The organism is Aliikangiella marina, assembly GCF_007004765.1.
Taxonomy (GTDB): domain Bacteria; phylum Pseudomonadota; class Gammaproteobacteria; order Enterobacterales; family Kangiellaceae; genus Aliikangiella; species Aliikangiella marina.
In genome coordinates, this window is sequence record NZ_VIKR01000002.1 from 1,215,192 (window position 1) to 1,237,904 (window position 22,713).

At 41.6% G+C, this 22,713-nt stretch carries 19 protein-coding genes; 9 read left to right on the top strand and 10 right to left on the bottom strand.

Going from position 1 to position 22,713, the window contains the following annotated elements; translation table 11 throughout:
- The first annotated feature begins 26 nt into the window (after positions 1-26).
- Together FLL45_RS11615 and FLL45_RS11620 are read left to right on the top strand one after the other, a co-directional pair.
- The gene (locus FLL45_RS11615; RefSeq protein WP_142942169.1) at positions 27-2,105 is read left to right on the top strand and encodes a mechanosensitive ion channel family protein; all 2,079 of its coding nucleotides are present in this window, start codon (positions 27-29) and stop codon (positions 2,103-2,105) included.
- A gap of 24 nt (positions 2,106-2,129) precedes the next feature.
- The gene (locus FLL45_RS11620; protein ID WP_142942170.1) at positions 2,130-3,077 is read left to right on the top strand and encodes a CorA family divalent cation transporter; all 948 of its coding nucleotides are present in this window, start codon (positions 2,130-2,132) and stop codon (positions 3,075-3,077) included.
- Between the two features lie 153 nt (positions 3,078-3,230).
- Here the strand turns inward: FLL45_RS11620 and FLL45_RS11625 are convergent, their stop codons facing one another.
- Positions 3,231-4,316, bottom strand: a complete 1,086-nt coding sequence (locus tag FLL45_RS11625) for a WD40/YVTN/BNR-like repeat-containing protein (RefSeq protein ID WP_142942171.1) — start codon at positions 4,314-4,316, stop codon at positions 3,231-3,233.
- A 68-nt stretch (positions 4,317-4,384) separates the two neighbouring features.
- On the bottom strand, positions 4,385-4,672 hold the full coding sequence (locus FLL45_RS11630) for a MoaD/ThiS family protein (protein ID WP_210247166.1): 288 nt from the start codon (positions 4,670-4,672) through the stop codon (positions 4,385-4,387).
- Positions 4,673-4,816: 144 nt separating this feature from the next.
- Between FLL45_RS11630 and FLL45_RS11635 the strand changes: the two genes are divergently transcribed.
- The 7 genes from FLL45_RS11635 (at position 4,817) to FLL45_RS11665 (ending at position 13,305) form a co-directional block, all read left to right on the top strand.
- Entirely contained in the window at positions 4,817-5,818 is a 1,002-nt protein-coding gene (locus tag FLL45_RS11635; protein ID WP_142942172.1) for an AraC family transcriptional regulator, read from the top strand.
- Between the two features lie 191 nt (positions 5,819-6,009).
- The gene (locus FLL45_RS11640) at positions 6,010-7,218 is read left to right on the top strand and encodes an acetyl-CoA C-acetyltransferase (protein WP_142942173.1); all 1,209 of its coding nucleotides are present in this window, start codon (positions 6,010-6,012) and stop codon (positions 7,216-7,218) included.
- The gene (locus FLL45_RS11645; protein ID WP_342778748.1) at positions 7,127-9,364 is read left to right on the top strand and encodes a 3-hydroxyacyl-CoA dehydrogenase NAD-binding domain-containing protein; all 2,238 of its coding nucleotides are present in this window, start codon (positions 7,127-7,129) and stop codon (positions 9,362-9,364) included. The genes FLL45_RS11640 and FLL45_RS11645 overlap by 92 nt, the downstream gene beginning before the upstream one ends.
- A 2-nt stretch (positions 9,365-9,366) precedes the next feature.
- Positions 9,367-10,512: an acyl-CoA dehydrogenase family protein gene (locus FLL45_RS11650; RefSeq protein ID WP_142942174.1), complete on the top strand. Its 1,146-nt coding sequence runs from the start codon at positions 9,367-9,369 to the stop codon at positions 10,510-10,512.
- Between the two features lie 19 nt (positions 10,513-10,531).
- Positions 10,532-11,734: a CaiB/BaiF CoA transferase family protein gene (locus tag FLL45_RS11655; protein WP_142942175.1), complete on the top strand. Its 1,203-nt coding sequence runs from the start codon at positions 10,532-10,534 to the stop codon at positions 11,732-11,734.
- Between the two features lie 15 nt (positions 11,735-11,749).
- Positions 11,750-12,400, top strand: coding sequence for a transglutaminase-like domain-containing protein (locus tag FLL45_RS11660; RefSeq protein WP_142942176.1), 651 nt, complete (start codon positions 11,750-11,752; stop codon positions 12,398-12,400).
- Positions 12,401-12,453: 53 nt separating this feature from the next.
- A complete protein-coding gene (locus tag FLL45_RS11665; protein WP_142942177.1) occupies positions 12,454-13,305 on the top strand; it encodes a phosphotransferase in 852 nt (283 codons plus the stop codon).
- Positions 13,306-13,342: 37 nt separating this feature from the next.
- On the opposite strand, the gene FLL45_RS11670 is transcribed toward FLL45_RS11665, so the two are convergent.
- The 8 genes from FLL45_RS11670 to trpD all read right to left on the bottom strand — a co-directional run bounded on the left by FLL45_RS11670 (position 13,343) and on the right by trpD (position 22,680).
- Positions 13,343-15,445: a putative bifunctional diguanylate cyclase/phosphodiesterase gene (locus tag FLL45_RS11670; protein ID WP_142942178.1), complete on the bottom strand. Its 2,103-nt coding sequence runs from the start codon at positions 15,443-15,445 to the stop codon at positions 13,343-13,345.
- A 338-nt stretch (positions 15,446-15,783) separates the two neighbouring features.
- Positions 15,784-16,632: a DNA ligase gene (locus FLL45_RS11675; RefSeq protein ID WP_142942179.1), complete on the bottom strand. Its 849-nt coding sequence runs from the start codon at positions 16,630-16,632 to the stop codon at positions 15,784-15,786.
- Between the two features lie 119 nt (positions 16,633-16,751).
- Complete coding sequence (locus tag FLL45_RS11680; RefSeq protein WP_185964421.1) at positions 16,752-17,354, bottom strand: YceI family protein; 603 nt, start codon at positions 17,352-17,354, stop codon at positions 16,752-16,754.
- Positions 17,355-17,426: 72 nt separating this feature from the next.
- Positions 17,427-17,783: a VOC family protein gene (locus FLL45_RS11685; RefSeq protein ID WP_142942181.1), complete on the bottom strand. Its 357-nt coding sequence runs from the start codon at positions 17,781-17,783 to the stop codon at positions 17,427-17,429.
- Between the two features lie 449 nt (positions 17,784-18,232).
- On the bottom strand, positions 18,233-19,057 hold the full coding sequence (gene trpA, locus FLL45_RS11690) for a tryptophan synthase subunit alpha (protein ID WP_142942182.1): 825 nt from the start codon (positions 19,055-19,057) through the stop codon (positions 18,233-18,235).
- Positions 19,058-19,080: 23 nt separating this feature from the next.
- On the bottom strand, positions 19,081-20,271 hold the full coding sequence (gene trpB, locus FLL45_RS11695) for a tryptophan synthase subunit beta (protein ID WP_142942183.1): 1,191 nt from the start codon (positions 20,269-20,271) through the stop codon (positions 19,081-19,083).
- An 11-nt stretch (positions 20,272-20,282) separates the two neighbouring features.
- Positions 20,283-21,665, bottom strand: a complete 1,383-nt coding sequence (gene trpCF / locus FLL45_RS11700) for a bifunctional indole-3-glycerol-phosphate synthase TrpC/phosphoribosylanthranilate isomerase TrpF (RefSeq protein ID WP_142942184.1) — start codon at positions 21,663-21,665, stop codon at positions 20,283-20,285.
- Positions 21,658-22,680, bottom strand: a complete 1,023-nt coding sequence (gene trpD, locus FLL45_RS11705) for an anthranilate phosphoribosyltransferase (RefSeq protein WP_142942185.1) — start codon at positions 22,678-22,680, stop codon at positions 21,658-21,660. The genes trpCF and trpD overlap by 8 nt, the downstream gene beginning before the upstream one ends.
- Positions 22,681-22,713 lie beyond the last annotated feature (33 nt).

Here is a 22,713-nt window from a genome sequence, read left to right on the forward strand (position 1 = left end):
AAAATTTAACTGGAAGTCTTATTAGAATGTTTCTGTTATGTAAAAAGAACTTGGTGATTATCATCGGTTTGTTTTTAGTTTTCTTGTTCTCATCTTCGGTGCAATCGACGGAGCAAGACTTTGATTACCAAAAAATCGAGCGTTCGATTCAGGATTTATCTAAGGCCACTGATAATTTTACTGCTCGAGAGCAGGTTCAGACTGCCAATTCTCAGCTAGATGAGTATATCAATCAGCTTAAAACTTGTGAGACTGAAGCTTCGCAAAGTTTACTTAATTTGACTGGTATAATCGGTGAAGCGAAAGAGACTACATCTGAGCAAAAAACGACGAGTCGCAATCTCAGTGCCAATATCGAAAAGCTTGAACAGCGAATTATCGAATGTAAATATTTATTGTTGGTGGCTCGGCAACTGAAAGATAAATTATTAGCTCAAGCGAGTAAAATAACCAAGCAGGACTACTTTAAACGAATACCATTTTATTGGGCCGATAATTCTCAAATCGAACCACATCAACCGGGCAAAAAGGTCCTCTATTATACCTCTGCAATTGCAATGCTATTAATAGTGATAGCATTGCTTCAATTAGTGCTGCGCAGTTCAGGATGGCGAGATAGCCTTTACGCCAACCTCTTTTTTCCGATTTTTTGTCTTAGTTCGATAATTACTGCTGTTGCCTTTTTAAAGTCGCAGCTTGGAGTGGAACAATCGTTAATTTGGTTAGTTTTTACCGGGGTACTAATTACCGCTTTTAGACTTGAGAGTCCGGCTAACTCAGCGGTAATTGAAACGATGTCATTAGCCGTTATGGCTTTTACCTCAACTATTGTCATCGTGGGGCTGGGATTATACGAATCAGTGATTTTTCACAGCTTAGTCGTTATTGGGTTGGCTGTTTCACTAATTGTTTTGTTGAGAACAAGAATCAAGGGATTAGTGAAATATTTGGCGTTTTTAGTTATTGCCTTAGGGTTAGTTTTAGAATTCCTTGATTTCCATATTATGGCCCATCAGATATTAGTAGCGGTAACGACTATGTTGGTCATTGTGTACTTTTTCTTTCTGGTAAAAGAATTGCTCGCTTCGATAGGAAGTTTACTCAATCAGACGATCTTAACTCAGTACCGGTATACTCAACAAACCAATGCGCAATCGCCAGGAATAATCTGGATCTATTATGCTGTATTTGCCTTTATATTGAGTCTGTTCATTTATTATATGGTTCCTCTGGTAGGGTTTCCGTTAGAAATAGTTTCAATGATTCATGAAATACTAACCAATGAAATCAACATAGGAACAATTTCAGTCGCATTTAACAATCTAATATTTGCTTTTTTAATATTTGGTCTGGTCTTGTATATCTCTCATATCGTCAAGCTCCAAATAGAAGGCGGGCTAGCCAACAGTTTGTCTCCTAAAGAAAGTGCACAGACCGCAAAGGCTTCTTTGTTTTGGTACTCTGCTGTGCTTACTGCATCTTTGATTGCTTTAGCTGTTGCTGGTTTCAATATTCAAAATTTGGCTATCATTGCAGGTGCCTTTTCAGTTGGAATTGGATTTGGCCTACAAACAATAGTGAGTAATTTTGTGTCTGGTCTAATTCTACTCATAGAAAGGCCCGTCAAACCAGGGGATTGGATCGTTATTGGGAATACCGAAGGCTTAGTTCAAAAAATAAGTATCCGAGCTACCCAGATTACTACTTTTGATCGCGCAGATATATTGGTTCCCAACAGTGAACTCATCAGTAATCAGGTCACTAATCTAATGTTAGGCGATGATGTAGGTCGGTTAAAATTTATGGTTGGAGTTGCTTATGGTACTGACACAGAATTTGTCGCTAAGCTCATGTATCAAACAATTGTATTGCATGAAGAAATTATCAGTGATAACCATGAGTTAATGCCCTCGGTGGTATTGCAAAAATTTGGCGACAGTAGCGTTGACTTCGAAGTACGGTGCTTTCTCAAGGATATTAAAAAAATCGTTAATGTACGAAGCGATTTGCTTCACGCAATATACAAACAATTTAAAGAAAAAAATATCGAAATTCCTTTTCCAAAAAGAGATGTATATATAAAGCAACATGTGGATAAAGGATAAGGTGTTTTTGTCGGGAGAAAGGACATGAAAAATAATAGCTTTTTGATATGCGCGAGCGAAGAAAAATATTTTCTCAGTGAAGGTGAAGCTGATAAATGTTGCAGCAATAGTTGGTCTCATTTTGATAGGGAGACTAGAAATCTAGATGCGATTGTTGAGTTGGGCGCAGAACCTAATGATGCCGCAAGCTTGCTAGAAGAAACGACTCGACCTCATGTTCATCGAACTAACAATAACGGCATCATTTTATTTTTAAGAGCAATCAATCTTAATCCTAACAGCGAGCCAGAGGACATGGTTTCATTGAGGTTTTGGTGCAATGGTGAGCGTTTAATTACTGTAATGAATCGTAAGGTTCAGGCGGTTGCTATGGTCAAAGAGAAAATTCTAAGTAATAGTAACCGTACACTGAAGATTCCCGATATATTTGTCGAGATAATTCACCAAACAATGTTGAGAATAGAAACTCACGTGACTAAGTTATCGGAAAAAATCGAGTTTTTAGAGGAGCAAATCGATAAAAATCAGCCGGTTCAACAATCTGATGTGATGGATTTAAAACGCAGTACTTCACGGTTATGGCGCTTCATGTACCCACAGTTAGATTCTTTAAAAAAACTATCAGCGACGGACTTGGCATGGATGAGTGATAATTTAAAGTATTCACTTAAAGAATTTGTTGACTTGATGAGTTACTACAATGAAGAGCTCATCTTGATTAAGGAAAGATGTGAAATATTAAGTAATGAAATAACCAGTAATATTAACGATAAAGTTAACCGGAATTTATACATCATTTCTATTATTTCAGTCATATTTCTACCTTTAGGATTTATTACCGGACTACTAGGAATTAATGTGGGTGGGATTCCGGCAGCGAGCTCCGAAGACGGCTTTCTGTATGTCATGATAATAATGGGAGTTATTTTTATCGGCCAGTTATTACTGCTTAAAATTTTTAAATGGTTCTAACGATTATTACATCTATTTTATCGGCAGCACGGGCTTATTTAACCGGTAGAACAAAAACAAAACCAATTGAGTTTCGCAACTCATGAATAATCGGCAAACTAGTATCGGGTTCGGATTAATTTTCATGAGGATTAATCCATTAACTTGATAGAGTTAGCTGCATCTTAAAAAGCGAACCGCATAAATTGGCGGTAAATGATTCGAGATACATTGCCAATTTTGTCCTTGATCTTCAGATAACCACAAGTTTCCCGTTGTGCTCCCTAAAAGAAGTTTTTCTCCGTTATGATCGATATCTAACCCATGCCTGAATACCAAATCGTAGCATTTCTCTGTCGGTAAGCCATTGTCCAGAGCGGAGAAGGTTTTTCCGCGATCCTCTGTATAATTAACGATAAACTTAGCGTTAACGGGTATGCGAGATTCATCTTTTACGCCGGGTACAAACCAAGCTTTATTCGCATTGTTAGGATGAACGGCAACAGCGAACCCAAAACCAGACGGGGATACGTTTTTGCATTCATGCCAACTTTGACAATTATCGTCAGAATAAAAAATACCATTGTGGTGCTGAGTCCAAAACTTGTCGGGATCATGAGCACATTGAACCATTCGGTGTGGATCCTGAATGTTGATATCGAATGTTTTATCCGGAGGCATATATTCTGCTCGCATTCCCTGCGCACCTGCACGCCAGTTAGCACCAAAGTCCTCTGTTACCCAAACGCCACCGCATGATATGGCTACTTTAACTTCATGGTGGTTTCGCGGATCGACGCAAATTGAATGAATCCCCGGTTCGTCAAAACCTCCACCAAACCACTCACTGGTTTGCTTTTGTTGCCATAAAGTTTTATTTAATGTCCAAGATTGGCCACTATCATCAGAGTAAAACAATCCGCCGGGAACAGTTCCTGCCCACAGCTTCATGAGGTCATTAGGGTCGGCAAATTCAAGTGACCAAATCAGCTTCAGAGAATCGCCTTCTTGTTTCTCATCGCGATTTACCTGAGGATAGGAAGGTGTGGAAACCTCGGTCCAAGTGGCGCCACTATCTTCTGAGCGATGCAGTTTTACGCCAAAGTGACCCAGATCCAAGGCGGCGTACCATAGAGGCTTGTCAGGATGAGCGAGTATCATTGATACTGGGTCGCCGATAAATGCGACTTCTTCGATTTGTTTCTCGTGGGTTAATTTAAATAATCCTTTGCGCGTCGCAATTAGGGCAAGCGTGTTCATAACATTTTTCCTTTTGAAATCGATTAATGTTCGAGTTCTAGCGATTGATTAGGGACGAACAACGCCAGCTAACCGCCTGAAAGTGCTTGGAGAACATATACCTCTGAGTCGCCAGCAACAGTGTCCGTTAAGTTGATCCTATCTTTGACTAATTCATTATCAATTGAAACCAATATGTGCTTTCTGAGCCGACCTTGGTCATCGAGAATATAGCTGCCGAGTTTGGCGTTATTGGCGAATACGGCGTCAAGAACTTCTTTCAGGTTGGTGCCTGATACTTTGCTTGGTGGACACTCGATGTGTCTTTTTAAATTATCGGTAAAAGTGACTCTAGGCATGACGGTAACTTGGCTCACTTCGACAACTTTTATACGAGAATCTATAATAACCGAAAATTCACGCAACCGCAGCGAGTAATTATTGAAATTAATCGGTTGACGAGAGCAGCTACACCGATAGTATGTGAGCTGTTGCGTGACGAGCTAACTATCAAAATACGAATGCATAACATATCCAATCAAATTGTGAAATGGCAATTACAAGGGCTGAAAGCCCGAGACGTTGATCTTAAACCGATTTATTCAATTGCCGGTTTATCGGAAGAGGATTTATCTAAGCCAGGGAATCTTCTCACTGCAGAAGAGTTTGCGCAGTTGATGCGGTCAGCTTTTGAATTAGTTGATGATGAAGCGGCTGGTTACACTCAAAAGCCATGGCGTCTCGGTACTTTCCGAATGATGTGCCACGCAACGATTGACTGTGATAATTTACGTCGTGCAATTATGCGTATGATGGAATTTTTTCGGTTATTGAGTGATGAATTTAAGTGGTCTTTAGAAGAACAAGGAGAAGAGGCAGTCTTGTCGTTTACGACCCTGCCCAATGGCATCATTGACAATGGCTATTTTGTTGCAAGTATGATGACAATATTGTGGCGGTGGGCCTCTTGGATGATTGATACACCGATTTTGTTGAGCCGAGTTTACTTTGACTTTAGTGGCGAATTCGACTCTGCAGAATTAAGAAGTGTTTTTCGAACTGCGATATATTTTGATCAAAATGCAAATCAACTAGTGATACCCTCTCACTATTTAGAACAACCCATCAAACAAAACAGTGAATCCTTGGTTCCGTTTTTGAATAACTCACCAGAATGTCTGCTCAGCCACTATCAATCAGACAATAGCTTTTCTCAGCAAGTAAAAATATTTTTAGAAGCAGAGCAAGAGCTGGACACTGTAAGTCTAGACTCGATGGCTAAAAACTTCGAAATTAGCGGTCAAACACTGTCGCGACGCCTCAAGAAAGAAGGCCATCAATTTCAAGAAATAAAAGACAAAGTTCGTAAAAATCGAGCAGTTAACCTGTTGCAGAAAACCGACTTATCTTTTGCTGAGATTTCTAACGCTCTAGGGTTTTCTGAAGACTCTGTATTCTACCGAAACTTTAAAAAATGGACGGGTATGACCCCAAGTGAGTACCGTCAGAACCGTTCCAAGTAAGTAACCCTTCGTTTTAAATGACAATTTTGGTCAGCAAACTGATATTTCTGGTCATTTCTTCCGTATCTTATCTTAGTTAAATTATCGGTTATCTTTTTCAAGCTGGCGACGCGTCAACCCTTGAAGCTCGTCGATATTCCCGCAGAGACTCCGTCGAAGGAGTCATTGCATTCCTCAACAAAGGACAATAAATGACCATAGATGCTTTTATATTTGATGCCATACGTACACCGCGTGGTAGAGGAAAATCTTCCGGTAGTCTTCATGAGGTGAAGCCGGTTACTTTGCTCGCCGGACTTTTGAGGGAATTAAAAAATCGCCATCAATTTGAGACTTCACAAGTCGATGATATTGTCATGGGGTGCGTTACTCCCATCGGGGATCAGGGCGCTGATATTGCCAAGACTGCAGCGCTAGTTGCGGGTTGGGATGACGATGTTGCGGGAGTCCAGTTAAATCGATTTTGCTCATCGGGGCTTGAGGCAATCAACCTTGCCGCGATGAAAATCCGCTCGGGCTGGGAAAACTTGGTGGTTGCGGGTGGCGTCGAGTGTATGTCGCGTGTACCGATGGGGAGCGATGGTGGTGCTTGGGCGATGGACCCAGAAACAAATTTCAATACAGGGTTTATGCCACAAGGTATTGGCGCTGACTTGATAGCTACTTTGGATGGTTACACACGAGAACAAGCGGACGAGTTTGCGATGAAGTCACATCATAAAGCGGCTGCAGCCTGGAATAAAGGAGCTTTCACGCGTTCGGTTGTGCCAGTGCTAGATAGAAATGGCGAGATTATCTTAGACCGGGACGAAATGATTAGGCCTGAAAGTTCAATGGAAGTCTTGTCGGGACTCAAACCATCATTCTTGCAGATGGGACAGATGGGATTTGATGGCGTTGCTAAAGAAAAATACCCGCACGTTGAAACCATTAATCATATCCATAGCCCGGGAAACTCCTCTGCCATTGTGGACGGCGCCGCCGCGGTTCTCGTCGGCAATGAATCAATCGCTAGTCGGTTTAACTTAAATCCACGGGCGCGAATTGTGTCAACCGCTCTGGTCGGTACTGATCCGACTATCATGCTTACCGGTCCGGCTCCAGCGACCGAAAAGGCGCTCAAAATCGCTGGTTTGTCGATTGATGATATTGATCTTTTTGAGGTCAATGAGGCGTTTGCGTCGGTGGTTATGCGATTTCAAAGTGCTCTCGGTGTTCCTTGGGAAAAAATTAATGTGAATGGCGGCGCGATTGCGATGGGGCATCCTCTCGGCGCAACAGGCGCGATGATTTTAGGTACCTTGCTTGATGAGCTGGAAGCGCGAAATCTCAAACGAGGTCTTGCAACCTTATGTATCGGTGGCGGTATGGGTATCGCAACAATCATTGAAAGAGTTTAATCAGGGGACAATTATGCAAGTTATTCAATACGAAAAAGATGCCAATAATATTGTCCACTTAATTTTGGACAGGCCAAATGCCAATGCTAACTTAATGGATGAACATTTCGCTGAGTCTCTCTCGAAAATTGTTAATCAATTGACTGCAGATGATTATGCTGGCGTGATCCTTCGTTCAACCAAATCGACCTTTTTCGCCGGTGGTGATTTATCCAAGTTGGTTAAAACCAATGATGAATCAGCAACTGAGTTATTCGCGATGACTGAATCGATCAAAGCGTCTTTTCGAGTTTTAGAAACTCAAGGCAAACCAGTAGTGGCCTGTATCGCGGGCACTGCACTAGGAGGCGGCTGGGAAACTGCACTCGCTTGTCATTACAGAGTTTCAGTGAACAACCGGAAGATTAAATTAGGGTTGCCAGAAGTTACTCTAGGTTTGTTGCCTGGCGCGGGCGGTATTATTCGGACCGTTCGCTTATTAGGACTGCAAGCAGCATTACCTTTGTTAGCAGAGGGGCGTCAGCTGACACCCGAACAGGTTCAAGGCTTGGGGTTACTGCATGAGCTAGTAGACAGCGAAGAAGAGTTAATCGATGCTGCGACTCGCTTTATCCAAGCTAACCCTTCAGCAACTCAACCTTGGGATGCTAAAGGTTACAAACTTCCCGGCGGTGCAGTGACTCACCCGAAGATTGCGTCAATGTTAGCAATTGCCCCATCGATGATGCGTCAAAAAAGCCGCGGCTGTTATCCTGCGCCTGAATCCATTTTAGCGGTAATGGTTGAGGGCGCACAGGTTGATTTTGAAACGGCTACTCGAATTGAAACGCGTTATTTCGTCGAATTGGCGCGCGGACAAGTTTCGAAGAATATGATTAATACACTATGGTTTCAGCTTAACGAAATTAAAGCGCTGGTGGGTCGACCTAAAGATATACCGCAACAAAAATTTCAAAAAGTCGGCGTGTTAGGCGCGGGCATGATGGGAGCAGGAATTGCTTATGCTTGTGCAGTCCGCGGTATCCCGGTGGTACTTAAAGATACGACTAAAGAAAATGCCGAAAAAGGTAAGCAGTATTCTCAAGATTTACTCGATAGACGTGTCAATAAAGGCAAGATGAGTCGAGAAAAAATGGTAGGTATATTAGCGCTTATTGAACCGACTGATTCGGCAGAAGATTTGCGAGGTTGTGATCTCGTCATTGAGGCTGTCTTTGAAAATAGAGAACTGAAAGCTCAAGTGACCCAAGAGGCTGAGGCACAGCTTGAATCTAACGCTGTTTTTGCTTCGAACACATCAACATTGCCAATCACTGGCTTAGCGCAAGCTTCTCAGCGTCCAGAACAATTCATCGGCCTGCATTTCTTTTCCCCGGTAGACAAGATGCCATTAGTCGAAATTATTTGTGGTAAACAAACAAGTGAAGAAGCACTAGCTCGAAGTTACGACTTTGTACTCCAAATTGGCAAGACGCCGATCATCGTCAATGATTCTCGTGGTTTTTTTACCTCGCGCGTATTTAGCACTTTTGTAAAAGAAGGCATTGCAATGTTGGGCGAAGGCTTATCGGCATCAGCGATTGAAAATGCGGGTTTTTTAAGTGGTTTTCCGGTTGGACCATTGGCGGTAAGTGATGAAGTGACTTTGTCTTTAATGGCTAAGATCAAAAAACAAACAATGCTTGATATGCAAGCAGATGGTGAACAGTACGTGACTCACCCTGCAGAGTCTATCATTGATCGTATGCTTGAAATGGAACGAGCGGGTAAATCAACCGGTGGCGGTTTTTATGATTATCCGAAGGCAGGAAAAAAATATTTATGGCCCGGATTAGAGGAGCATTTTAGGCAGGCAGATAAAGCTATATCTTTAACTGATATGAAAGAACGTTTGTTGTTTATCATGGCGATTGAGTCTGTGCGGTGTTTACAAGAATCAGTACTAAAGACAACACGTGATGCCAATATCGGTTCGATATTTGGTATCGGTTTTCCGGCCTGGACTGGTGGTGTTATTCAATATATTAACCAATATGGCTTGCGAGAATTTGTTCAACGAGCTAACCAGCTCAAAGATTTGTATGGTGAGCGATTTGCGCCGCCAAAGCTATTAATCGAAAAAGCCGAGAATGGTGAGAGGTTTTAAAAATGATTCCAAGAACAGTTTATGACAGTGAGCTCGAGTTGTTTAGAGATATGTTAGCAAAATTTCTCCAAGCCGAGGCCGTTCCGTATCACGAGCAATGGGAGAAGGATGGTCAAGTATCTCGTGAATTATGGTTGAAAGCAGGACAACAAGGATTTTTATCTCCAACAGTACCAGAGGCTTATGGTGGAGTTGGCGCTGACTTCCGATACAATGCAATTGTTGATGAAGAAGTAGCACGTTTTGGGTTGTCCGGGATAGGCTGGGGACTCCACTCCGATATCGCGGTGCCATACATTATCCGACTTGGTACCGAAGCGCAGAAACAAAAGTATCTCCCTGGTACAGTAAGCGGAGAAATTATTACCGCGATTGCTATGTCTGAACCTGCAGCGGGATCTGATCTACAAGGCGTAAAAACATCCGCGGTGCTTGACGGTGATGAGTATGTAATTAATGGCTCTAAGACCTTTATCACTAATGGACAAATGGCAGACCTAATTATTGTCGTTGCCAAAACAGACCCATCAGCGGGGGCTAAGGGAACGAGTTTATTTTTAGTCGAAGCGGGTATGGCAGGATTTAGTCGCGGTAAAAATCTTCATAAAATAGGTATGAAAGCTCAGGATACATCGGAGTTGTTTTTTGATAACTTGCGCGTACCTAAGTCGGCCTTGCTCGGCGAGTTAAATAAAGGATTTATTTATCTTATGGAAGAGTTGCCGCAAGAGCGCTTATCGGTTGCCGTTAATGCGATAGCTAATACCGACTCTATTCTTAAGCAAACTGTTGAATATGTGAAGGAACGTCAAGCATTTGGTCAACCTGTGGCGGCATTCCAGAACACTCAGTTTACCTTAGCTGATGCTGCTACTGAAGTTGCTACGACCCAAGTTTTTGTTGATCGCTGTTTGGAATTACATATTCAAGGAAAGTTAGATGCGGTTACTGCAGCACAAGCTAAATTAGTGGCAACTGAGGTTCAAAACAGAGTACTCGATGAGTGTTTGCAACTCCATGGTGGATACGGATATATGTGGGAGTATCCCGTCGCAAGGGCATGGGCCGATGCACGAGTTCAGCGCATTTATGCGGGAACTAGTGAAGTGATGAAGCTCATTATCGCGCGCGATTTGTTGAGTAACTAGTTAGGAATATTTAATTCTTATGGAACAAGTTGATTTATCTAAAGGGCCCTTGACGGGCGTTAGAATATTAGATTTTTCTACATTGTTGCCGGGCCCTTATGCGACGATGTTGCTCGCTGATATGGGTGCTGAAGTGATTCGAATAGAATCGCCGCAGCGACCGGATTTAATGCGAGAGATGGCTCCAAAGTATGACGAGCGCTCGTACGCCCATTTATCGATTAACCGCAACAAGCAGTCTTTGGCGATCGACCTTAAACAGATGGAAGCCAAACCCATCATAGAAAAGCTAATAAAATCAACAGATATTATTGTTGAGCAGTTTCGACCTGGTGTAATGCGACGGTTAGGTATTGATTATGACTCAGTTAAAAAAATCAACTCGAAAATTATTTATTGTTCGATTACAGGCTATGGGCAAACGGGGCCCTACAAAGATCGAGCAGGTCACGATATCAATTATTTAGCGCTAAGTGGTCTTGCAAGTTATAGCGGTCGCAGCGATACGGGACCGGTTTTAAGTGGTACTCAGTTAGCAGATATTGCTGGAGGTTCGCACCATGCTGTGATGGCCATTCTTGCCGCGGTTATTGCAAGAGGCGTCAGTGGGCATGGTCAGTTTTTAGATATTAGCATGAGTGACGCTGCATTAGCTTTAAATAGTCTGTTTGCTCCCGGCGCTTTAGCTACTCGTCGAGATCCTCTGTTGGGTAAAGAGGTGCTCAACGGTGGAATATTCTATGATTATTATCAAACTTCAGATGGCCGTTTTTTTTCTGTCGGTGCGCTAGAGCCTAAGTTCGCATTGAGTTTTTTTACCGCTATAGGTAAACCGCATTGGGCGATACGAGCCGCTAATATCGATAGTGAGCAAACTAAACTTAAACAGGATATCGCGAAAGTCTTTAAGAAAAAAACGTTTGCCGAATGGCAAAAAAAGTTTGCTGAAAAAGATATTTGCGTTGAGCCAGTATTAACCATTAGTGAAGCAGCAGACAGTGATCTATTTCAACAACGGAATATGATTAAAAATATAATGGATGAGAACGGAAATGCAATTCCTCAAATAGCGTGCCCCATTAAACTTGACTCACAACGGTCTGAGGATTTGTTAGGTAGACAGCTTGGTCAAGACACTAAAGCAGTTTTAACGTCGATTGGCTTAAATCAAGATGAGATTAATCAGCTAATCAACTCATCTGTAGTGAAACAGTATGATTAAAGGATAGGATTTGTTATGCAAGAATATTTAAGAGAAACCCGTTACTTTGACTTTAATTCTGATCAAGTCAGAGACCTCGCGATGAGAGTAGAAGGTGACAATGTCAAAGAGATAGCAATCAGTATTTACTACCTTGTGAGAGACAGCATTCGCTATAATCCATACATCGTTAGATATGGTGAAGAAAGTTTTAAAGCAAGTCATGCACTTAAAAAAGGGGAGTCCTACTGCATTCCCAAGGCGGGTCTTATGGTTGCCCTTTGCCGCAAGTTTGGTATTCCAGCACGACTTGGGTTGGCTGATGTGAGGAATCATTTGTCGAGTGAAAAATTTATTGAAATGATCGGTACAGACTACTTTGCAATGCATGGATATGCCGAAGTTTATTTAGATGACAAATGGATCAAAACAACACCCGTATTCAATAAAGAGCTCTGTGAAAAGTTTAATGTTGAACCGCTTGAATGGGATGGTGAAACTGACGCGGTATTTCAAGAGTTCACCAAAGATGGTAAAAAGCATATGGAGTACTTAGAGGAACACGGGACGTTTGACGATGTACCTGTAGAATTTATATTTGAAAGTTTTAAAAAGCATTATCCCAAATTAGCGGCTGCTGGATTCCAAGCTATCGCTGAAAATTCCTTTGAAACTGATATTGCTTAGTTGAATCGACCGAAGGGTAATTGTGTTGTTAGTGGGATGGATAAACTATTGGGATGGCAAAAAATAACCGCCAAGAAAAAGCACTTGAACTCATTAGATGCCTTTCAAGCGATTTGGGGTTGCGGGTTGAGGCTCCTAAGGTTATCAATGACTCTAGTTATATTTGTATTCGAGTCAATCAAAGTTTATTAGCGAGAGTAAAGCTTTTTGATGAAAGTTTTAATGATAGCTCGCGAGTTTATAGAGAGGTTAGGGTAGCGAGCTTTTTAGCTGATTGTGGTGCGCCTGTGGTTCAGTTTGCCCAAGGAATTGAACCTGGACCCTATAAAATAGATAACAGCTTTATAATGCTTTTACGTTTTGAAACGCTGACAAAGCAGCAAGTCCTTCACTATGAGGTAGGCAAGTCGCTTAGCGCATGTCATCAGTATCTGAAAAGTTATGGAGAGCCACTTCCTAATTACTTAGACGATATCAATTTGTGTTTTAATCACTTAAAAGGCTTTAAAGACCGAACATTTCTATCATCGAGAGACTATGGTTTTCTTACAAATATTGGCGGTGCTTTGATAGAAAAGGTTATCGCTTGGAAGGTTGAAAATCCTACCAAAGAATATCAACCGCTACATGGCGACCCGCATCTAGGAAATATTTTGAACACCAAGAATGGACTATTATGGTGCGACTTCGAGTCTGTGTGTTATGGTCCGGTGGAATGGGATTTATCCTCTCTTCCTGAAACGGCGCTTGAAAGCTTTCAATTTGATAGTAAGCTGCTAGAAACAATGAGACTTCTTCGCTCTTGGGTTGTAGCCGCTTGGTGCTGGATGTACTACGAGCGCTCACAAGATAAAAAAGATGCCGCAACCTTTCACTTAGAGCGACTTAAAAAATCACTCATTTAAATGAGTGATTTTATTAATCGTTAATGAGTTTAATTAATTAGTCTGATGATTGTAGAAAGGATTCTAGCCGTTCCGGTTTCGCAAAAAAATATCCCTGCATACCAAAAGCTTTACTTTTTAGCGACTCACAAGTTTGCTGGTCTTCAACGCCCTCAACGATAATATCCAGGCCCATTACGTCCGCCATGTAAAATATACAATCAACAATATTCCTTGACGCGACATTTGAGTGGTAGTCATGGATAAAAGAGCGGTCGATTTTTATGATGTCTACTGGAAAATGATGGCAATGAGTCATTGAGGAGTAACCAGTTCCGAAATCATCTAGGGCAATACGAATGCCTTTCTCACGAAGAGTATTTAAATTTTTTAATACTAGTGCTTCATCTTCCATTAATGCGGTCTCAGTATATTCAACATTGATATGCTTGGCTAAACTAGGGTTACTATTGAGTGCATCATAAAGCGTCGATAAACCATTACTCGGCTTTGATAAATCGAATGCGGAAATATTAATACTGAAGGTGACATCGTCAGGTAATCGCGAGACTTTCTCTTGAAGGTCGTTAACCACTTGTTTAACAACAAAATCTGTTAAATGATGTATCAACCCAGACTCTTCTGCTATTGGTATAAACTCTGCCGGAGAAATACTACCTAACTCATCATCATGCCAGCGGAGCAAGCTCTCGAAGTGATTATATTGGCTGTTATCATGGGTTATGATTGGTTGGTAAGCCAGCGAAAGACCATAATGACTTCCGCATATTTCAGATAATTTTTTTCTAATGGTTGAAGAACGTTCAATCGATGACTGGATCTCTGGTTCAAATAATCTAAATTTATTTTTACCTTCTTTCTTTGCAAAAAACATGGCGTCGTCAGCAAGTGCCAATAATCCGGTCGCAGTCAGTGCGTCATCAGGAAAAATTGCACTGCCCATTGAGGCCGACATGGTCACTTCAATATCACTGAGTTCAAATGGATAGCGGAGCGCATTGAATATTTTGTCGATTGTAATCATATGCTCTTCAGTATCGTGGGTAATCATGGCGAATTCGTCTCCGCCGATACGGGCTAATTGAGCGTTCTCGGGTATTGCAGCTATGAGCCGTTTACCAAATTGAGAGAGTACAAAGTCGCCCACTTCATGGCCGTAAATATCGTTAATTTCTTTAAAGTAATCTAAGTCGATATAAGTAACAAAAAATTGTTGATGAGATTGCGTTGAGTTAGCGATAGTCTGGTCGAGAAAATCTAAAAATCCGCGACGATTTTTAAGTCCTGTTAGGAAGTCGGTATGTGAAATCTCTTTGAGATATCGCTCTTTTTCTTTTTGCTCTGTTATGTCTTGGACCATGCCGAAAAACTCAATCGGATTTCCTTGTCTGTCTCGACGTAGTTGGCCTTGTAAGTGAATCCACCTTACCTCACCAGATTTTAAAATAATTCGATGGTCAATGTTCAGCTTTACTTTATTAAAAACGCTATTTTTTTCGGCTTCTTTCATTGCCAAAAAGTCATTTGGATGGAGATATTCATAGTATTGATCGACGGTTGGGTGAAACGAGAAGGGAACTTCACCGAAAATCTCGAATGTTTCTTTCGACCAAATCACGCGATCAGTCACCATATCTCGATACCAATATCCAATCTTTGCAAATTGCGCTATTTCGAGGAGCAAATAATCTGAATCAATTTGTTGCTCCTGAAGTAGGTATGCACGAAAGAAGTAGATAAGCGCATTGGTCTCTAATTCGATATCCGATTGAGCTGGAGTTTCAGTGATTTCCTTAAAAGATAAAACAAGACTGCCTAGTTGTTTATCTAGTGCATTATAGATTGGTAAATAGACCGCGTTAATGGCTTCAAGCTGTTTAATAAATGGATCATTACTTTCTTGAACTGAATAACATTCAAAATGCTGTTGCCGCAAGCTTAAAGGGCTATCAATAGTGATTTTAAAACTAATAGAATCTAGGTGATCGGATGAATTATTGATGATAAGCCGCGAACGGATTTCGTCGGGTTTTGATTCAAATAGGTGAAGTGTATCGCCTTTTAGACGAGTTAAAGTATCTTTTGCGATTTGCAAGAGTAATTCGTCTTCTTGCTCAAATGGCAAGGAAGAAAGTTCCATTATCTTGGTCCCATTGTTAATCGCTATGACAGCTTTTTTAACGACACGATTCTATCAGTGCGAGCACTCAGAAAAGAACAGCAACTAAATTGTATTAGTCGATAAAGCCAAAGGAAACTTAGAAAGCGTGTTATCTGTTTAGCTTTTAGCTAAAGCACCAAGCATTAAGTACTGGCGGTTAGGCAACAAACATTGAGTTCTCAGCCATTTGAAGAATAAGATAAGTGTAGTATGAGTACCTTTTGATGGGTAGATAATATTGGAATTTTACTTGATACAGATCACCCTAGGATTTTATTTAATGCTGTATCTCTCATGGAGATTCAAGTGAAAGGCAATCAGAATTCATCCCGTATTCGCATAAAACTAGCAAACCTTGGAACGCCTCGACTCGTTTTACCCCGATAGCGAAAGGTTATCTCACTCCCGACAGAAGGTGGGTTTTTTCGTTCAAGATCACTAAATCCGGTACCGATTTTGAACCTAACGCCGGATTTAGTCTCGACCAGGATCGACCCCATTAAGCCACTATATTTCCCTTTTCCAGGGAGATGTTTAAGAACGATCGCTTCTTCATCTATATAAGATTTAACTTTTAATAAATCATCTGTTCTTTTAGATTGATACAAAGCATTGGCACGATGAAGCATCAACCCTTCGCCTCCGATAGCATCAATCCCTGCAAGAGCAGAATCTAACTGCTCTTGGGTTTCAATTGAGAATTGCTCAACGTACTCGAGATGTCTGACACTGGTTTCGCGAATAAGTTGTTTTAGTTTGTTAGTCCTGTTAGCAAAAGTCTCTAAATTATGCGGAAGGTCGAATGCCATAAACTTGACTCTCAGCCACTCTCCGTCGTCTGGGATGTGCTTTCTGACAATGCTAGAGACCGTTTCAAATTGTCCTCTGCCAACCCATAACTCACCATCAAGCGGTACCGCTGGTAGAGAGTCAGTAAACCATTTTGGGGCGTAAATCAAGTTACCAAAGCGAGTAATTAACTGTTTGCCGTTCCAATAGGCTCTGATCCCATCCAACTTCTCGCTCACAAAAAATTGATCTAAATTTACGGTACTTTGATAAACCTTTGCTAGTTGTAATTTGGGGGCTTTATTCGTTGCTGCAGCCAGTGTCATTGGTGAGCAATATAATAAAGCAAGCGATAACGGGAAAACGACCTTGTACATTAATTCAATCCATGAGTAACCAATAGTTGATATTATCTCAGGGTTAACTAAGCCTGAATGCCAGTTTTCAGCGAGAATCAATGTAAGATATTGCTGAATTCAGTTTGAGAGTTTTACGATTATTGCTTTAAGAATTCAGCATACACTTCGATCGCGACAGTATCACCAACCATTGGTATATACTGGTCCATACCAAAATCAGAGCGACTAATTTCTCCCACGGCTGTAAATCCTAGGGTGTAGTATCCAGTCAATAAATTATAAGCACCACCATTAAAGGTTGATGTTAAGGCGACTGTTTTCGAAACACCAAGCAGTGTCAGTTCTGCGTTAAAAATAAATTGATTAGCCGTTTCCGTTTCTTCGACCGAAATTGTTCTCAGTGTAGCCTCTGGAAATTTCTCAGCGTCAAACCAGCTCGATCCCGTCAGACTTTCTTCTAGCGATTGATTGTTGACATCAATACTGGCGGTTTTTACTAAAGCGGTTAAACGAGTTTTTTCTATATTTTTAGGATCGAACTCTAAGCTCGCATCCATTTCGTTAAATCGTCCGACGTAGGTAGAAAGGTTTAGATGGCTGACCTTAAAAATAACTGAAGTGTGGCTAGGATCGAGTTTATACGCGCCTTGTTCTAATTGAAGAAGCGCTGTTTTGACGTTTGGGGTCAGTAACCAAGTACATCCCTGCAAAAACATAAGAATAAGCAGAGTAATACTCATTGGTTTTAGCACAGCTGAAGCAGGTAATGGTTTACTGATATTATTGTTGATCATCTTCAATCAATAGTTGTTCTACTGCTGGTAAAGGGTACAAATTGCGCCGGCGGGATCTTCGATGACAGCATATTGACTATTTTCTCTTGGTGGTTTGAGCACCTTACCTCCAAGACGTTGGCATTCTTCTAACGACTTTTGTAAATCATCGACGGTAATATAAATCATCCAAACAGGGGGTAAATCGGCATTACTCCCGCGAGCATGGCAAATACCTGCCGAGGGTTCATTACTGCCTGGTGCAACCATATTAAAGTCATCATATTCACCCATTCTGACGGCCTCGGGTTCCCAGCCAACAACGTTAGAATAAAAATCTCGGATTGATTGCGCGTCAGCGACTGTCAAATCAGTCCAGGCTATTTTTCCAGACATCTTATCACTCCCTAGTGATTGTTTTTTATTAAACTAATTCAGATTACCAATTAATTCAATCTTAATCGGGACTAATTCTGCAAAATTCGATGGGGTTAACGCGCGTTAAAGAAATTATCGAGGTGACACAGCCTTAAATTCGATGTGAATCTCTACTCGGAAATCACTTGTGAATATTTGCGAATAAATAAAGTTGTTCTGCTTGCTTTGGCTCACTGAAGTAAAACGCAAAACCGCAAAAATAAAGCACGGTTTGTAAATAAACGAGGTGAACACGGCAGGAAACGAGTGAAATTGATTTGTGTCTGTTCAAAGCCGACTTTCATTTTCAAGCAACTATAACGCGTCCAAAAGAATGCATGTGAAACAAAGTGGAAGTGACATGAAATGGGACTAGCTTTTCAATTTAAGAAAACTAGTCCATTAAGTTTAAAAGTGAGTAAACTCGATTAACCAGTGACGATTGATGACTTGGTTGCTTGTTTCATTGCTTCAACAAACTCTCCAAGTTTGTTTAATAGAGTCGCGGGATCGTCCTTGTGTTGTTCGATTATTTTGACAACTGCAGAACCACTTATCGCCCCGTCGGCACCTGACTCTATAGCCTGCTTAACCTGAGCGGGAGATGATATACCAAATCCAAGTAAACTCGGCGGAGCGCCAAACCTTTTTAAGGAGTCGATAATCCCTTCAACCGGCATTTCTGCTTGTGTTTCGGTTCCTGTTACTCCAGCACGGCTTAGCAGATAGGTGTAGCCGGCACCGAGATGAGCAACTTTTTTTAAAGTTTCCTCTGTAGCATTAGGGGTGGCGATAAATATTGGTTGAATATTGTTGCTGTTGGCTGCGTTTATAAATCGCTCGCTTTCAAGTGTCGGTACATCTGCAACCAAAATGGAGTCAACACCGGATTCGCTCGCTTGTCGATAGAAGTTATCAACAGAGTTGCCAACGACTAAGTTCGAGTAAACTAATAAGCCAATCGGAATTTGTGGATAGTCTTTTCGAATATTGGCGATTAGATTAAAGCATCGAGCCACAGTGGCTTCGTTTTCCAAAGCTCTTATTGCCGCTGCTTGAATTACCGGCCCGTCAGCGATTGGATCGGAGAAGGGAATGCCGAGTTCCAGCGCATCTGCGCCGCTGTCAATCAGGGTTGTTATGATTTGATAACATAAATCGAGATTAGGGTCTCCGAGCATCACAAATGGTACGAATGCACCTTCATTATTGGATTTCAAATTAGCAAAACATTGTTGGTATCTGTCAGTCATAATCTTTTCCTAGTGGCTGCGGACTAATCAATAGTATCTTCAGGCTTTAGAACGCTTCGAACATGAGCCAAGTCTTTGTCGCCGCGTCCCGATAAATTGACGACGATTATTGTTCCATCATCAGCTTTCTCTGCAAGCTTTAATGCGTAGGCTAACGCATGTGACGACTCCAGCGCTGGAATAATTCCTTCACTCTTTGATAAAGTTTGGAATGCTTCAAGGGCTTCTGTGTCAGTTGCTGATACGTACTCAACACGACCGATATTTTTTAAGTGAGCATGTTGAGGGCCTACGGCAGGGTAGTCTAACCCTGCCGATATTGAGTAGGATTCTTCTATCTGACCATCGTCATCTTGCATGACATAGGTTTGGGCGCCGTGCAAAATACCAAGTTTTCCTTTTGCCAAGGTCGCACCGTGTTCATGAGTGTCAACACCTTTACCCGCCGGCTCTACCCCGATTAGCTTTACTGTTTCTTTGTCGAGCAAATCGGCAAAAAGTCCGATGGCGTTCGAGCCACCACCGACGCAAGCAATAGCGTAATCGGGTAAACGACCTTCAGCTTCGAGAATCTGCTTGTGAACTTCTTCTCCTATCATTTTCTGAAACTCTCTCACCATTGTTGGAAATGGATGAGGGCCCGCTGCGGTTCCGAGGAGGTAATGGGAGTTTTTATAAGTAGCAGACCAGTCTCTGAGTGCTTCATTACAGGCATCTTTTAATGTCCCACTTCCTGAAGTCACAGGTATAACTTTGGCCCCCATGAGCTCCATCCTAAAAACGTTGGGTTGTTGTCTTTGACAATCCACTTCCCCCATGTAAACGCGGCATTTTAACCCCAGAAGTGAGCAGGCTATCGCCGTTGCCACACCGTGTTGGCCAGCACCAGTTTCAGCGATTACTTCTGTTTTTCCCATTCGTTTTGCCAACAATGCTTGACCAAGAACTTGGTTAGTTTTGTGTGCGCCACCGTGAAGAAGGTCCTCTCGTTTTAGATAGATTTTAACTTTATCGTTTGGAGAGAGATTTTTGGTAAGCGTTAGCGGGGTTGGACGCCCAGCGTAGTTTTTGAGTAAGTCGGAAAATTCTTTTTTAAAAGACTCATCCGATTGAGATTCGATAAAAGCACCTTCGAGTTGAGTGAGAGCTGGAACTAGTAGCTCCGGCACATACATTCCACCAAAGTCCCCAAAATAGCGATTTAACTTTGTCATTAGTTTACCTTTTATACTCTTAAATTTTGGAATAATTGCGCGATCTTTTGTTCGCTCTTTAATCCCGGCTCGTGTTCAACACCCGAACTGAGATCAATCCCAAAAACATTTTTCGATACTGCGTCTACTGCATTATTTAAATTGATACCACCAGCTAACATTACTTGCGTGCAATCAATCGTTTCAAGTAACTGCCAGTCGAAGGTATGTCCAGACCCGCCATAAGTGCTAGAATCTGTGTCCAAAAGATATCGGTTTACATCTGGATTTTTGATAAAGCGAATTTCATCAGATATTCGTTCGGCTTTCCAAATTTGAACTTGATTTAATTTCGACTTTAGTTCGGCAATGTATTCTGCAGTTTCATCGCCATGTAATTGAACTGCGAATAGCGAAAGTGTTTGTGCAATATTCACAATCTTTTCGATAGATTCGTTGACAAAAACACCTACGTACTTCAGTGGAGCTGTGGATACTAGTTGTTTAGCCGCGTCCAGCTCGATATAGCGTTTTGATTTTGGATAAAAAACAAGGCCTCCGAATATACCTCCGTGCTTGTCAACAGCGGTTGCATCTTGAGGCGTTTTCAAACCACAAATTTTAACGTTACCAAACAATAGTGATTTACAATGACTGCGCATATCAGCTTGGGCCATAATAGATGAACCAATCAAGAAGCCATTGACCAAAGGTGATAAGCGTTTGATATCTTGATAAGTTTCGATACCAGATTCCGAGATAAGAATTACATCTTTATCGACTTTACTAACAAGCTTTTCAGTTGTTGCTAAGTCTATCTTTAGTGTTTTTAAATCTCGATTATTAATGCCAATTATCTTTGCATCCAGTTCAAGCGCTCTGGATAACTCTGATTGATCATGCACTTCGGTTAGCACATCCAGATTTAAAAACTCGGCAACTTGCGCAAGACTGTTGTAAGTCTCATCATCTAATACGGAAAGCATTAACAAAATTGCATCAGCGCCATAGTGACGAGCTTCGTATACTTGGTAGCAATCGATAAAAAAGTCTTTGCAAAGAATGGGCTGGTCAACCCGCTTGCTCGCCGTTTTAAGATATTCAAAGTCACCTTGAAAATATCGATTATCAGTTAATACCGATATTGCGCTAGCAAAGTCTTTGTACTGGTCGAGTATTTCATTAATATTAAAATCGGCGCGAATCAACCCTTTAGAGGGAGATGCTTTTTTACACTCTAAAATAAAGTCAGACGCTTGATTGCTAAGCGCTTTTTTAAGGCTGCGTTCACTTGGTTTTATTTCCGCTTTAAAATCTACCAGTGGCTTGCGCTTTTTTCTCAGGTCGACTTCGACGCGTTTATGATTAACAATTTCTTCGAGCACATTGCGCTTGCTCGCTTCAGGACTAAGCATTTACGACCTCCGTTTGGCTAACTTCAGCGAGAGAGAGGAGCGTTTCAAATGCTTTACCGCTCTCAATAACGGCTTTCGCATCGACAACACCTTGTTTAATTGTCGCACTTTTGCCAACTACATAAAAAAGAGCGCCTGCATTCGCTGCGACAGTATCGATTATTGCAGGATCCGCTTCACCTTTTAATACGGCTACAAACTGACGCGCATTTTCTTCTGGTTCGCCACCAAATAGTGCATCTAAAGGAACCGGTTGAAGCCCAAAATCACTTGGCGATAACTCGTACTCGTGAATTTCGCCGTCTTTTAATTCAGCAACAACCGTTGAGCCTGCAAGGGTGATTTCATCACATCCACAACTATGAACAACCATTGCCGATTTACAACCCGATAATCGAAGAGATTCCGCTGCAGCATAACAGTATTCGGGAGAATAAACTCCCATCAACTGAAATTCTGGATTTGCTGGATTAATAAGCGGCCCAAGCAAATTAAAAATAGTACGCGTACCAAGTTGATTTCTAATTGGCATAACATGTTTAACGCCCGGGTGATATTGCGGTGCGAACAGAAAGGTTACGCCAACTTCGTCAAGACACTTGCGAGCGATCTCTGGCGCCATATCGATTTTAATCCCAAGTCGTTCTAACACGTCGGCAGAGCCACACTTACTTGATATAGAACGGTTTCCATGTTTAACCATTTTAATACCATGAGTCGCAGCCAGAAGTGACACTAAGGTTGAAATATTTAAGGTGTGTTTTCCGCTTCCCCCAGTGCCACAGCTATCGGCAGAGCTATACTCTGGCTTATCGAAGAAATTTGCTTGCGTTCTAAGCGCTTGCGCGGCTCCAGCTACTTCTTCAGGAGATTCCCCCTTCATTTTCAATGCAATAAGAAACGCAGCAATCGTAATAGGATCTTGTTCGCCTCTAACAAACTCGCCGAAGATTGATTCTGCATCATCTTTAGTTAAATTCTCTTTTTGGAACAATTGTGCTAGTTGTTGTTTCATCGCTATTTACTCATTTAATTTAAATTCGTTCTG